Source organism: Mycobacterium sp. NGS68 (genome assembly GCF_059812195.1).
On sequence record NZ_JCALCE010000027.1, the window covers coordinates 22,685 to 35,692 of the forward strand.

At 69.0% G+C, this 13,008-nt stretch carries 12 protein-coding genes; 6 read left to right on the forward strand and 6 right to left on the reverse strand.

Annotation, left to right across the window (positions count from 1 at the left end):
- The first annotated feature begins 88 nt into the window (after positions 1–88).
- Positions 89–796, forward strand: a complete 708-nt coding sequence (locus AC5Y5V_RS23785) for a TetR family transcriptional regulator (RefSeq protein ID WP_499940378.1) — start codon at positions 89–91, stop codon at positions 794–796.
- Positions 797–880: 84 nt separating this feature from the next.
- Here the strand turns inward: AC5Y5V_RS23785 and AC5Y5V_RS23790 are convergent, their stop codons facing one another.
- Positions 881–1,243: a PAS domain S-box protein gene (locus tag AC5Y5V_RS23790; RefSeq protein WP_499940418.1), complete on the reverse strand. Its 363-nt coding sequence runs from the start codon at positions 1,241–1,243 to the stop codon at positions 881–883.
- A gap of 359 nt (positions 1,244–1,602) precedes the next feature.
- A complete protein-coding gene (gene metG / locus AC5Y5V_RS23795; protein ID WP_499940379.1) occupies positions 1,603–3,159 on the reverse strand; it encodes a methionine--tRNA ligase in 1,557 nt (518 codons plus the stop codon).
- Positions 3,160–3,184: 25 nt separating this feature from the next.
- Between metG and AC5Y5V_RS23800 the strand changes: the two genes are divergently transcribed.
- From AC5Y5V_RS23800 to AC5Y5V_RS23820, 5 genes are all read left to right on the forward strand, one after another.
- Complete coding sequence (locus AC5Y5V_RS23800; protein WP_499940380.1) at positions 3,185–4,027, forward strand: TatD family hydrolase; 843 nt, start codon at positions 3,185–3,187, stop codon at positions 4,025–4,027.
- A gap of 160 nt (positions 4,028–4,187) precedes the next feature.
- Positions 4,188–5,315 (forward strand): resuscitation-promoting factor, encoded by a 1,128-nt coding sequence (locus AC5Y5V_RS23805; protein ID WP_499940419.1) that lies wholly within the window; start codon positions 4,188–4,190, stop codon positions 5,313–5,315.
- Complete coding sequence (gene rsmA / locus AC5Y5V_RS23810; RefSeq protein WP_499940381.1) at positions 5,279–6,211, forward strand: 16S rRNA (adenine(1518)-N(6)/adenine(1519)-N(6))-dimethyltransferase RsmA; 933 nt, start codon at positions 5,279–5,281, stop codon at positions 6,209–6,211. The genes AC5Y5V_RS23805 and rsmA overlap by 37 nt, the downstream gene beginning before the upstream one ends.
- A gap of 62 nt (positions 6,212–6,273) precedes the next feature.
- Entirely contained in the window at positions 6,274–7,230 is a 957-nt protein-coding gene (locus AC5Y5V_RS23815) for a 4-(cytidine 5'-diphospho)-2-C-methyl-D-erythritol kinase (protein WP_499940382.1), read from the forward strand.
- 260 nt (positions 7,231–7,490) lie between these two features.
- Positions 7,491–9,125, forward strand: a complete 1,635-nt coding sequence (locus tag AC5Y5V_RS23820) for a fatty acyl-AMP ligase (protein ID WP_499940383.1) — start codon at positions 7,491–7,493, stop codon at positions 9,123–9,125.
- 70 nt (positions 9,126–9,195) lie between these two features.
- Here the strand turns inward: AC5Y5V_RS23820 and pth are convergent, their stop codons facing one another.
- From pth to AC5Y5V_RS23840, 4 genes are all read right to left on the reverse strand, one after another.
- Positions 9,196–9,771 (reverse strand): aminoacyl-tRNA hydrolase, encoded by a 576-nt coding sequence (gene pth, locus AC5Y5V_RS23825; RefSeq protein WP_499940384.1) that lies wholly within the window; start codon positions 9,769–9,771, stop codon positions 9,196–9,198.
- Positions 9,772–9,794: 23 nt separating this feature from the next.
- A complete protein-coding gene (locus AC5Y5V_RS23830; RefSeq protein ID WP_499940385.1) occupies positions 9,795–10,460 on the reverse strand; it encodes a 50S ribosomal protein L25/general stress protein Ctc in 666 nt (221 codons plus the stop codon).
- A 276-nt stretch (positions 10,461–10,736) separates the two neighbouring features.
- Positions 10,737–11,606 carry an oxidoreductase gene (locus AC5Y5V_RS23835; protein ID WP_499940386.1) on the reverse strand — a complete coding sequence of 290 codons (870 nt, stop codon included), beginning with the start codon at positions 11,604–11,606 and terminating at the stop codon, positions 10,737–10,739.
- 67 nt (positions 11,607–11,673) lie between these two features.
- Positions 11,674–12,906, reverse strand: coding sequence for a cytochrome P450 (locus AC5Y5V_RS23840; RefSeq protein WP_499940387.1), 1,233 nt, complete (start codon positions 12,904–12,906; stop codon positions 11,674–11,676).
- Positions 12,907–13,008 lie beyond the last annotated feature (102 nt).

A 13,008-nucleotide genomic window follows, 5' to 3' on the forward strand; every position in this document is an offset into this window, starting at 1 on the left:
GTAGTCTTAGTCCTCTGTCCGGAAATCGAAGAAGCCGAGCTACGGACGTTCAGAGAGTTCGTTAGCAACGCCGGAGGTACAGCAACGGATGGCGCGTCAGCTTCGATCCGAAGCCACCCGGCGACGGATACTCGATGCTGCGATCGAGGTGTTCGGCGAGGTCGGCTACCCGGCCGCCGCGTGGGGAACGATCATCGAGCGCACCGGGATGACCAAGGGCGCCTTGTATCACCACTTCGATTCCAAGGAATCGCTCGCCTCGGCGATCATCGAAGAAGGCGCGGACACGATCCTGGCCGCGTTCCGCAACGTATGTGGCTCGTCGTCGCCGGCGCTGGAGAACATGATTCACGGCACGTTCACCATCGCCAACGTGCTCAGCTCCGACAAGATGGCCCGCGCCGCTGAGCAATTGACCGCTGCCCTGGGCGGATTCAACGAATCGGCCGCGCGCTTTTGCGCCGGCCTGGTTGCGCTGATGGCCGACCAGGCCCGCCGGGCGACGGTCGAGGGGGACCTGCGGCGCGACATCGACGCGACGGTGGTCAGCGAGTCGATCGTGGGGGCCATGCTGGGGATGCGGCTGCTTTCCAACGCGATCGCCGACAACCGGCTGGAAGGCGCCAGCGGGCGTGATCGCGACGGCGCCTTTGCCGGGCGGACCGGACAATTGTGGGCGCTGGTGCTCGACGGCATCACCACCGAGGCGTCGCTGCCGTATTTCCGTCAGTTTCTCGCCCGCGAGGCGCTCCGTCACGCGCCGCCGCCGCCCGTCGTGGCGGCCGACATGGACTAGCCGAGACTGGTTAACCGTACTGCCAATACGGCAAAACGCTGAAATACATACTTTTGGTCTACCGAGCGCCGGCGGGGTCCGCCCTCAGCGCTCCTCTTCCCACAACTGCTCGGTCAGGTCCTGAAACGCCGCGAGTGCGAACTGGTCGTCCGCGCGCATCACCGCCGACTTGCTCATCAGCGCCCGCACGACCGACCCGTCCTTATGGGCCAGTTCGACCACCATATTGGCCAACGCGTGGACCACGGACAGCAGCGAGTCCGACGCCGGAGCCTGGTGGAAGATCTCGTGGAACCGCAGCGAGAGCACCTCGTCCGCGTCGAAGCCAACCATCTCGGCGAACGCGCTGTTGGTGAACAGGATGCTGCCGTCGTGCCCGATGGCCAGCACGGGAACCGGGATACGCTCGAGCACCACCAGCGCGGGCAATTGCTTCAGCGTGGTCATCGGCGATTGGCTGTGCTGCCGGGTCTGACGTCGGTCCACGGGCGCAATTATTCCGCATGTCGGCAGTTAGTCGGGACGGTAATTTTTCGCCGGGGCGCCGACGGGTCTCGCGTGGCCGCCCTCAGGTGCACCGACGGCGCGCCCGCGGCAAGCCGGGAGAACACCGAATATTGCGGTGCTGCAGGGCAATTCGGCATTTCGAGTAGATGCCCTCACCCGGTGTCCGCGGCCCCGCGCCGCGCGGCCCGAATTCATAGCGTCCCCTTAAACCGCTCAAGACGTACAGGCGCCTAGGGCGTGTCCGGCCATGCCTCAGTCGCGGGCCATTCGCATCGCCGAGCGCGGGCGTGCGATCGCCACTACTCGCCCGGTGGCGCCGGCGGCTGATAGCGCGGAAAGACCCCGGTGGGCGGGGGCAGCGGCGTGCCGGGGACCAGCCGCGTCCCGATCTCGGCGAACGAACGCCGGCTTTGGTCCTGCCCGAGCAGGTCCAACAGCCTGCCGGCCGATTCCGGCACCACCGGCTGGGCCAGCAGCGCCGCGATGCGGACCACCTCGCAGGTCACGTAGAGCACCGTGCGGAACCTGTCCTGGTCGGCCTCGGCCTCGCTCTTGCGCAGCACCCACGGCTCCTGCGCCGAAAAGTACTTGTTGGCGTCGCCCAGCATCAGCCAGATCGCCTCTAGCGCCAGGTGCATCGCCTGGGCGTCGAAGTTGACGCGCACCCGCTCCAGCAGGCCGTCGGCCACGGCCAACAGCTCCGAATCCGCGGGGGTGAACTCGCCGGGTTCGGGCACCGTCCCGCCCAGGTTCTTGGCCACCATGGACAGCGAGCGTTGGGCCAGATTGCCCAGCTCGTTGGCCAGATCGGCGTTGATCCGGGCGATGATCGCGTCTTCGCTGTAGCTGCCGTCCTGCCCGAACGGGACTTCGCGCATGAGGAAGTACCGCACCTGGTCCACGCCGAATTGTTCGACCAGGGCGATCGGGTCGGCGGTGTTGCCCACGGACTTGCTCATCTTCTCGCCGCGGTTGAGCAGGAACCCGTGCGCGAAGACCCGGCGTGGCAGCTCGATTCCGGCCGACATCAAGAACGCCGGCCAGTACACGGCGTGGAACCGGATGATGTCCTTGCCGATGATGTGCAGGTCCGCGGGCCAGAAACGGCGAAACGACTCCGAATCGGTGTCCGGAAAGCCGACCCCGGTCAGGTAGTTGGTCAGCGCGTCGATCCAGACGTACATGACATGGTCGGGATGCCGGGGCACCTGCACACCCCAGTCGAACGAGGTCCGCGAGATGGACAGGTCCCGCAGCCCGCCGGATACGAAGCTGACCACCTCGTTGCGGCGAACGTCGGGTTGGATGAAGCCGGGGTTCGCCTCGTAGTGGGCCAGCAGCTTGTCGGCGTACGCCGAGAGCCGGAAGAAGAAGGTCTGCTCCTCGGTCCAGGTCACCGGGGTGCCGGTTTCCGTGGCCACGCGGACGCCGTCCACCACCGCGGTCTCCGATTCGACGAAGAACCTCTCGTCGCGCACCGAGTACCAGCCCGAATACGAGTCCAGGTAGAGGTCGCCGGCCGCCTCGATGCGCCGCCAGATCTCCTTGGCCGCCTCGTGGTGATCGGCGTCGGTGGTGCGGATGAAGCGGTCGAAGGAGATGTTCAACTTCTCCTGCAGCCGCTGGAACACGTCGGAGTTGCGACGGGCCAAGGCGGCGGTGGGCATGCCCTCGGCCTCCGCGGCCTGGGCCATCTTGAGGCCGTGCTCGTCGGTCCCGGTCAGGTAGCGCACGTCGAAGCCGTCGAGCCGCTTGAACCGCGCGATGACGTCGCTGGAGATGAACTCGTACGCGTGCCCCAGGTGCGGCGCCGCGTTGGGGTACGTGATCGCGTTGGTGACGTAGTAGGGCTTCATCGACAGCCACCTTATTGTGTGGCGGGTGAGTTCGAACCGCCCGCCACCGCCCGCTCCGGAGCCGTTGTCGCCTTTGGTCGACGCGCACACCCACCTGGATGCGTGCGGTGCCCGCGACGCCGATGACGTCCGGGCCATCCTTGACCGCGCCGCGGCCGTCGGCGTGCGGGCGGCGGTGACCATCGCCGACGACCTGGATTCCGCACGCTGGGTCACCGAGGCGGCCGGGTGGGACCCGCGGGTGTACGCCGCGGTGGCGTTGCACCCGACGCGCGCCGACGCGCTCACCGACGACGCCCGCGCCGAGATCGAGCGGCTGGTGGCTCATCCGCGGGTGGTGGCCGTCGGCGAGACCGGCATGGATCTGTACTGGCCGGGCCGCCTCGACGGGTGCGCCACGCCCGCGGTGCAGCGCGAGGCGTTCGCCTGGCACATCGACCTGGCCAAGCGGATCGGAAAACCGCTGATGATCCACAACCGGGACGCCGACGCGCAGGTGCTCGACGTGCTGGCCGCCGAGGGGGCCCCGAACTCGGTGATCTTTCACTGCTTCTCGTCCGACAGCGCGATGGCCCGTCGCTGCGTCGACGCGGGGTGGCTGCTCAGCCTGTCCGGAACGGCCACCTTTCGCAACGCTCGGGCGCTGCGGGAAGCGGTGCCGTTGATACCCGTCGAGCAGCTTCTGGTGGAGACGGACGCGCCATTTCTGACGCCGCATCCCTACCGGGGAGCAGCGAATGAACCGTACTGCCTGCCCTATACCGTGCGGGCCATCGCTGAGCTGGTGGATCGCGCTCCGCTAGAATTGGCGCGAATCACTGCGAGCAATGCCGCTCGGGTCTACGGGATTCGGGTGCCGACCGAATAGTTTTCTTCGGGTTTTGCAGGCATTCCGTTTCGGGAGTTGCTCAGCCTTGGCTGATTCGTTACCGTCTTGTGATCATACGGGTGGGCCTCTGGGCCCTTTTTGTCGTTAAGAGCTGGAAAAGGTCGTTGAAGTGGGTGCTGAGGTCGGGGACAGCCGGTCGTTGAGTGTGCTGGCGCGGTTGAGTCAAACGCCGTCGCCTACGTTGCGGTTCCTCGTCGGAGGGCTGCTGTTGGTGTTGGCCTTCGCGGGCGGGTACGCGATCTCGACCGCCAAGAAGGTGACATTGACGGTCGACGGGACCGTCCTGCGGGTGACGACCATGAAGTCGCGGGTCATCGACATCGTCCAGGAGAACGGCTTCGCCGTCGGCGAGCGGGACGACCTGTATCCCGCCGCGGATGTGAAGGTGCACAACGCCGACCAGATCGTGCTGCGCCGCAGTCGGCCGTTGCAGATCTCGCTGGACGGCAAGGAGCCCCGGCAGGTCTGGACGACGGCAGCCACCGTCGACGAGGCGCTCGCGCAGCTCTCGATGACCGACATGGCTCCGGCGGCGGCCTCCCGCGGCAGCCGGGTGCCGTTGGCCGGGATGGCGCTGCCGGTGGTGAGCGCGAAGACGGTGCAGATCAACGACGGTGGCGTGGTGCGCACGGTGCACCTGCCCGCGCCGAACGTGGCGGGGCTGCTGAACGCCGCCGGCGCGCCGCTGGTCGACAGCGATCAGGTGGTGCCCAGCGCGACGGCGCCGATCGTCGAGGGCATGCAGATCCAGGTGACCCGCAACCGCATCCAGCGGGTCACCGAGCGGATCCCGCTGCCGCCCGCCTCCCGTCGTATCGAGGACCCGGAGATGAACGTGAGCCGCCGGATCGTCGAGGACCCGGGCAGCCCGGGTGTGCAGGACGTGACGTTCGCGGTGGCGACGGTCAACGGCGTCGAGACCGGGCGACTGCCCATCGCCAACAGCGTCGTGACGCCGGCGCGCGAGGCTGTGTTGCGGGTCGGCACCAAGCCGGGCACGGAGGTCCCGCCGATCACCGACGGATCGATCTGGGACGCCCTGGCCAGCTGCGAGGCCGGCGGCAACTGGGCGATCAACACCGGTAACGGGTTCTTCGGCGGCGTGCAGTTCGACCAGAACACCTGGGAGCGCAGCGGCGGGCTGCAGTACGCCCCGCGCGCCGACCTGGCCACCCGCGAAGAGCAGATCGCCGTCGCGACCGTCACGCAGCAACGTCAGGGCTGGGGCGCGTGGCCCGTGTGCAGCGTGCGAGCGGGTGCGCACTGACGATCCAGCTCCTCGGGCGCACCGAAATCAGGCGGCTGGCCAAAGAACTCGAGCTCCGGCCACGCAAGTCGCTCGGCCAGAACTTCGTCCATGACGCCAACACGGTGCGACGGGTGGTTTCGACCGCCGGCGTCGGCCGGTCGGACGTGGTCCTGGAAGTCGGGCCCGGCCTCGGTTCGCTCACCCTGGCACTGCTCGACCGCGGCGCCGCCGTCACCGCCGTCGAGATCGACCCCGTGCTGGCCGAGCGGCTGCCCCAGACCGTTGCCGAACACTCGCACAGCGAGATTCACCGGCTGACCGTGCTCAACCGCGACGTCCTGACGCTGCGCAGCGACGAGCTCGACGTTCAGCCGACCGCGGTGGTCGCCAACCTGCCGTACAACGTCGCCGTTCCGGCCCTGCTGCATCTGCTCGCCGAATTCCCGTCCATCCGCACGGTGACGGTGATGGTGCAGGCCGAGGTCGCCGAGCGGCTGGCCGCCGAGCCGGGCGGCAAGGAGTACGGCGTGCCGAGCGTCAAGGTGCGCTTCTACGGGCAGGTTCGCCGCTGCGGCACGGTGTCGCCGACCGTGTTCTGGCCGATCCCGCGCGTCTACTCCGGGCTGGTCCGCATCGACCGGTACGAGACCTCGCCCTGGCCTGGCGGCGAGGCCTTCCGCCGGCAGGTGTTTGCGCTGGTGGACATCGCGTTCGGCCAGCGGCGCAAGACATCCCGCAACGCCTTCGTGGAGTGGGCGGGCTCGGGCAACGAATCGGCGAGCCGGCTGCTCGCCGCCAGCATCGACCCCGCCCGTCGCGGCGAGACGCTGTCGATCGACGACTTCGTGCGGCTCCTGCAGCGCTCCGGCGATACCAGCCCGCCGGCCGTTTCTGAGGCCGCTTCGGCTGGTTGACGGCGCCCTCAAAACAAATTTGCGGGTGACTCGCCGCCGGCAGCGATAGTCTGCTGCGGTGGTTGGGAATGTCTGACGGCAATACCGCCGAGTTGTGGGTGCCCACCGGATCCGTCACCGTGCGGGTGCCCGGCAAGGTCAACCTGTACCTGGCCGTGGGCGAGCGCCGCGAGGACGGCTACCACGAGCTGACGACGGTGTTCCACGCCGTCTCACTCGTCGACGAGGTGACCGTGCGTAATGCCGACGTGCTGTCGCTCGAGCTGGTCGGCGAGGGCGCGGACACGCTGCCCGCCGACGAACGCAACCTGGCCTGGAAGGCGGCCGAGCTGCTGGCCGAACATGTGGGTCGCGCGCCCGACGTGTCGATCATGATCGACAAGGCCATTCCGGTGGCCGGTGGAATGGCGGGCGGCAGCGCGGACGCGGCGGCCGTGCTGGTCGCGATGAACTCGCTGTGGGAACTCGCCCTGCCCCGCCGGGACCTGCGCGCGCTCGCCGCGCGGCTGGGCAGCGACGTGCCGTTCGCGCTGCACGGCGGCACCGCGTTGGGGACCGGCCGCGGCGAGGAGTTGGCTACCGTGCTGTCGCGCAACACCTTCCACTGGGTGCTGGGTTTTTCCGACAGCGGGCTATCGACGCCCAAGGTGTACGCCGAGCTCGACCGGCTGCGCGAGACGGGGGAACCGCCGCGCCTCGACGAACCCGGGCCGGTGCTGGCCGCCCTGGCCGCGGGCGACCCCGAGCAACTCGCGCCGCTGCTGGGCAACGAGATGCAGGCCGCCGCCGTCAGCCTGGACCCGGCGCTGCGGCGGGCGCTGAGCGCCGGCGTGGAAGCGGGCGCGCTGGCGGGCATCGTGTCCGGCTCCGGACCGACCTGCGCGTTCCTGTGCGCCTCTGAGGCGTCGGCGATCGACGTCGGCGCGCAGCTGTCCGGGGCGGGGGTATGCCGCACCGTGCGCGTCGCCACCGGGCCGGTGGCCGGCGCCCGTGTCGTGCCGGCGCCCGCTGACTGCTAGACGCCGGGTGTGAAATCGCACTCACCTTGCGTCAGAGTTTGGCGGTTCCTTAAGAGGAGTTTAAGATATTCCGCGGTGATGCATGGTGAAGAACAAGCGGGCTTGCGCGGGCGCTCAGCGCTCGCGTTCGCGCGTTCAACGCTGTTTCGAGACATAACCGCGCCCGAACTGTGTGCGCGCGCCTGCAACAATGTTGAGCCCGGCAGGCGGAGCATGAGATCCCGGACCCTGGGAAACGCGCCGGAACCGAGGAGTTTGTAGTGAGCAGATTTACCGAGAAGATGTTCCGCAACGCCCGTGAGAGCGCCAAGGGCATGGTGACCGGTGAACCGCACACCCCGGTTCGGCACACCTGGGGCGAGGTGCACGAACGCGCCCGTCAGATCGCCGGTGGGCTGGCCGCGGCCGGCGTCGGCCACGGCGACGCGGTCGGCGTGCTGGCCGGGGCCCCGGTGGAGATCGCCCCGACCGCGCAGGCCCTGTGGATGCGCGGCGCCAGCCTGACCATGCTGCATCAGCCCACCCCCCGCACCGACCTAGTCCTGTGGGCCGAGGACACCACCACCGTCATCGACATGATCGAGGCCAAGGTCGTCGTCATCTCCGACCCGTTCATGCCGGCGGTTCCCGTGCTCGAGGAGCGCGGCATCACGGTGCTCACCATCGAGAGCCTGCTGGCCAGCGACCCGATCGACCCCATCGATACCGATGAGGACGACATCGCGCTGATGCAGCTGACATCCGGATCGACCGGGTCTCCGAAGGCTGTCCAGATCACGCACCGCAACGTGTACTCCAACGCCGAGGCGATGTTCATCGGCGCCGAGTACGACGTCGACAAAGACGTGATGGTCAGCTGGCTGCCGTGCTTCCACGACATGGGCATGATCGGCTTCCTTACCGTGCCGATGTACTTCGGCGCGGAGCTGGTCAAGGTCACCCCGATGGACTTCCTGCGCGACACCCTGCTGTGGGCCAAGCTGATCGACAAGTACAAGGGCACGATGACGGCGGCGCCCAACTTCGCCTATTCGCTGTTCGCCAAGCGGCTGCGCAAGCAGGCCACGCCGGGCCAGTTCGATCTGTCCACACTGCGCTTCGCCCTGTCCGGCGCGGAGCCGGTGGAGCCCGCCGACGTCGAGGATCTGATCGACGCGGGCAAGCCGTTCGGGCTGCGGCCGAGCGCGATCCTGCCCGCCTACGGCATGGCCGAGACGACGCTGGCGGTGTCGTTCTCGCAGTGCAACGCGGGTTTGGTGGTTGACGAGGTGGATGCCGACCTGATGGCCGCGCTGGGCCGCGCGGTGCCGTCGTCGCGGGGCAACACCCGCCGGCTGGCGTCGCTCGGGCCGCTGCTGGAGGGCCTGGAGATCCGCGTCGTCGGCGAGGACGGCACGGTGCTCCCGCCGCGCGGCGTCGGGGTGATCGAGTTGCGCGGCGAGTCGGTAACGCCCGGCTACATCACGATGGGCGGATTCCTCGCGTCGCAGGACCAGCACGGCTGGTACGACACCGGCGACCTGGGCTACCAGATGGAGAACGGCCACGTCGTGGTGTGCGGCCGCGTCAAGGACGTCATCATCATGGCCGGTCGCAACATCTACCCGACCGACATCGAGCGGGCCGCGGGCCGCGTCGAGGGCGTCCGCCCGGGCTGCGCGGTGGCCGTGCGCCTGGACGCAGGGCACTCGCGGGAGACCTTCGCCGTCGCGGTCGAATCCAACGCCCACCAGGACCCCGCCGAGGTGCGGCGGATCGAGCACCAGGTGGCGCACGAGGTGCTGGCCGAGGTCGACATGCGACCGCGCAACGTCGTGGTCCTGGGTCCCGGGACTATCCCGAAGACGCCGTCGGGCAAGCTGCGTCGCTCCAACTCGCTCACGCTGGTCACCTAACTGCCGCGCCGCTTCCGGCGCCCGCACGTTGGGCGCCGAGCGTGACGCCAGCCGCACGCGGGGTGGTCAGCTACCAGGCGTGCACGCGGTTCTGCGCCGGCTCCAGGCCCAGCTCGATCAGCATCTCGGCGGCGTCGGCGGCCTGTTCGCAGATGGTGGGGACCTCGGCCCGCTCGGCGGCGCTGAAGTTCTCCAGCACATACGCGGCCGGATCCTTGCGGCCGGGCGGACGGCCGATGCCGATGCGGACCCGCTGGAAGTCCTTGGTGCCTACCGCCGACGCCACCGAACGCAGCCCGTTGTGCCCGCCCTCGCCGCCACCGAACTTCAGGCGGATGCAGCCGAAATCGAGATCGAGCTCGTCGTGGATGACGATGATGTCGGCCGGCGGCACCGAGTAGAACTTCGCCAGCGGCCCCACCTGCCGCCCGGATTCGTTCATGTAGCACCGCGGCTTGGCCAGCACCACCGCGCGCCCGGCCAGCCGGCCGGTGACGACCTCGGCGCCGGAACGCTTGTGCGCCTTGAACTTCGCGCCCAGCCTCGCGGCGAGCAGGTCGGCAACCATGAACCCGAGGTTGTGCCGGGTTCGGGCGTACGTTTCTCCCGGGTTCCCCAGGCCGACCACCAGGAGCGGTTCGGCCACTTTCGTCTCCGTGGGTGAGCCGCCTACTCGGACGCGTCTTCGGAGGCCGCCTCGGCGTCGCCGCCTTCTTCCTCGGCGCCCTCTTCGGCCTCTTCGCCCTCGGCTTCCTCGCCGGCGCCCTCTTCCTCGAGGTCCTCGGCCGTCGGCGCCGGGACGACGTTGACGACCAGCAGCTCGGGGTCGGAGATCAGGTTGACGCCGGCCGGCAGGGTGATCTGCCCGGCGGTGAACTGCGTACCAGCCGTCGCGCCCTCGACCGACACGGTCAGCTGCTCCGGAATCGACAGCGCCTCGGCTTCGATCTCGATGGCGTTGGTGTCCTGGGTGACCAGGGTGTCGGGCGCGGCGTCGCCCTCGACAATGACGTTGACCTCGACGACGACCTTCTCGCCGCGGCGCACGACCAGCAGGTCGGCGTGCTGGATGGTGCGACGGATCGGATGGATGTCGAGCGCCTTGGTCAGGGCCAGCTGTTCCTCGCCGGCGATGTCCAGGGTCAGCACCGCGTTCGTGCCCGAGTGCCGCAGCACGGCCGCGAAGTCGTGTCCGGGCAGTTCCAGGTGCTGGGGGTCGCTGCCGTGGCCGTACAGGACCGCGGGAATCCTGCCGTCGCGGCGCGCCCGACGGGACGCACCCTTGCCGGTCTCGGTACGGACCGTAGCCGTGAGTTGGTTGACTGTCTTTGCCATCGTGCGCTCCTGTAGTCCGGGCACGGCCAGGATCGCGACGGAATGTCGGTCTCCGTCGATAACGGTGCAGGCCAGTCGGCCGGCCACCCTCGCCGTGACGCCCGGTCAGGTTAGCAAATGTGCGGGTCTCGGCGGAAATCCTGCGCTGGGCTGCCCGGCTGCGACGGCCCGGCCCGCGTTGAGTCTGCGTTGAGCGAGGTGCCTACTCGTACTTTCGCGCGGTGTGCGCAGAGTCATCGTGGCGAGCCGGGACTTTTGCGTCTGCTCGGCACCGCGTCAGAGCGGGAACGTGGCGCCGGTGAGCTGCTCGGACAGCTCCCACAGCGCGGCGGCCGTAGCCGCGTCCCGAGCCGCCGGGCTGCGTCCGACGGCCTGCGTGCGGCCGACATAGCCGAATCGGGGCCCGACGAACGTGTTGCCCGGTATGTCCTGCGACGCCGCGTACAACGTCTGGCGGGCGCCGAAATCGGCGTCGGTGGCCACCACCCGGGTGGCGACGGAGATCACCGCATCGCTCAGCTTGCGGCCCGAGGCACCCTGCAGGTTGGTGTGCGAGTAGCCGGGATGGGCGGCCAGCGCCCGCAGCGGCGAACCGGCGGCGTCGAGACGCCGCTGCAGCTCGGCGGTGAACAGCAGGTTTGCGAGCTTGGACTGGGCGTAGGCCAGCCAGGGGGAGTAGCGGCGGTGCTGCCAGTTCAGGTCGTCGAGCCGGATCCGGCCGGGCCAGTGCGCCATCGACGACACCGTCACCACGCGATCGCTCAGCTTTGGCAGCAGCAGGTTGGTCAACGCGAAGTGGCCGAGGTGGTTGGTGCCGATCTGGCCCTCGAACCCGTCGGCCGTCACCGCGTACGGCGCGGCCATGATGCCCGCGTTGTTGATCAGGACATCCGCCGCGTCCAAGTCGTCGGCGAAGCGGCGCACCGACGCCAGATCCTGCAGGTCCAGCGCACGCACCTCGACGTCACCGGTGATCTGCCGGGCGGCTGCCTCGCCCTTGGCGGTGTTGCGGACGGCCATGACGATCTTGGCGCCCACGCGGGCCAGCTCGCGGGCCGTCACCGCCCCCAACCCGCTGTTGGCGCCCGTGATGACGACGGTGCGCCCGGCGAACGACGGCAGAGCTGCGGCGGTCCAGTCAGACATGCCTGGCAAGCCTAGGCGGCGATCGCGAGCGCGGCGTAGCCGGGCGAAGCGGGTCGCTGCCATCGGCCTAGGGTGTGTCGAACTCCAGCGGTACGGACAGGGGGCCGGTGATGCCGGCCATGCCCGGCCACGGGCCGGATCCCGCCAGGCGGGCGTTGGGCATCCGTCGGGTGATGACGCGCAGACCTTCGATCAGCTCGAGCCGGGCCAGATGCGCGCCGAGGCAGTAGTGCACGCCGCCGCCGAAGTTCAGGATCGCCGGCGGGTCCGCGCGGGTGATGTCGAGCCGCTGCGGATCCTCGACGACCGCGGGGTCGCGATTGGCCGACGCGGTGTTGGCGAACACGATCGTGCCGGCCGGAATGCGGACGCCGGCCAGCTCGATGTCCTCGGCCGCCTGCCGGATGGCACCGAAAATGATTGGGCTGTAACGCATCAGCTCGTGCACGGCGCCGGCCGCCAGCCCGGGGTCGCCGGCTACCAGCGCCCACTGCTCCGGATGCCGGCATAGCGTCTGCACCGCCGCGGCGAGCTGGTTGCGGGTGGTGTCGGTGCCGGCGCCGAGCAGGGTTCCGCACAGCATGATCAGCTCGTCGTGGGTGAGCCGATCGCCGTCGTCTTCGGCGCGGATCAGATCCGAGATCAGGTCGTCGGACAGCGACGCGCGTTTCCGGGCGATCAGCTCCTCGAGGTAGCTGTCCTGCTCGTCCCAGGCCTTCAGGATTGTCGGCTCGTCGTTGACGACATCGGTCTCGAAGAGCTTCTTGATGTCCTCGACCCAGCCGGAAAACAGCGGCCAGTCTTCGGCCGGCGCGCCCAGTAGCGCGCAGATCACCCGCGTGGGATAGCTCCGCACGACATCGGACACCAGGTCGCAGTGCCCGTCGGCGGTGAACGGTTCCACCAGTTCGGTGATGATGTCGACGATCACCGTGCGCAGCCGTTCGGCGGCGCGGGGCGAGAAGGCCTTCGATACCAGCCGTCGCAGCCGGTGATGCACCGCGCCGTCCAGACCGAGGATGTTGCTGGTCGCCCGGTCCCACAGGGGGCCGGAGGTGATGCCCTGCACGCTGAGCCCCAGCCCGTGTGCGGTGACGAATCGGCTATCGCGCAGCACCGTCCGGGCCAGTTCGTAGGTCAGCGCCTCGGGCCCGTACGGGCCGATCGCAAGCGGAGCCACGGCGCGTGCGTCGGCGATGACGCGGTGCGCCTCGTCGGGATCGGTGAGCTGCACCAAATCGACGCTGGGCAGTCGGGCGTCAAGGCCGCTGGGGCACTCAAGTGCGGTTTGGATCGTCATGGCGTCGACTATCCGGCGGCCGGCCCTCGGGAAGATCCGCCGCAGCGCGCATATTTGCGCGCACCCATGGCGTAATTGCGCACACGGCCCGCGCAGAACCGC

What these genes read in the sequence shown, in the direction of transcription:
- AC5Y5V_RS23790 (WP_499940418.1), bottom strand. Translation starts at nt 1,243, where the DNA reads ATGACCACGCTGAAGCAATTGCCCGCGCTGGTGGTGCTCGAGCGTATC.
- AC5Y5V_RS23830 (WP_499940385.1), bottom strand. Translation starts at nt 10,460, where the DNA reads ATGGCAAAGACAGTCAACCAACTCACGGCTACGGTCCGTACCGAGACC.
- AC5Y5V_RS23840 (WP_499940387.1), bottom strand. Translation starts at nt 12,906, where the DNA reads ATGACGATCCAAACCGCACTTGAGTGCCCCAGCGGCCTTGACGCCCGA.
- AC5Y5V_RS23785 (WP_499940378.1), top strand. Translation starts at nt 89, where the DNA reads ATGGCGCGTCAGCTTCGATCCGAAGCCACCCGGCGACGGATACTCGAT.
- metG (WP_499940379.1), bottom strand. Translation starts at nt 3,159, where the DNA reads ATGAAGCCCTACTACGTCACCAACGCGATCACGTACCCCAACGCGGCG.
- AC5Y5V_RS23835 (WP_499940386.1), bottom strand. Translation starts at nt 11,606, where the DNA reads ATGTCTGACTGGACCGCCGCAGCTCTGCCGTCGTTCGCCGGGCGCACC.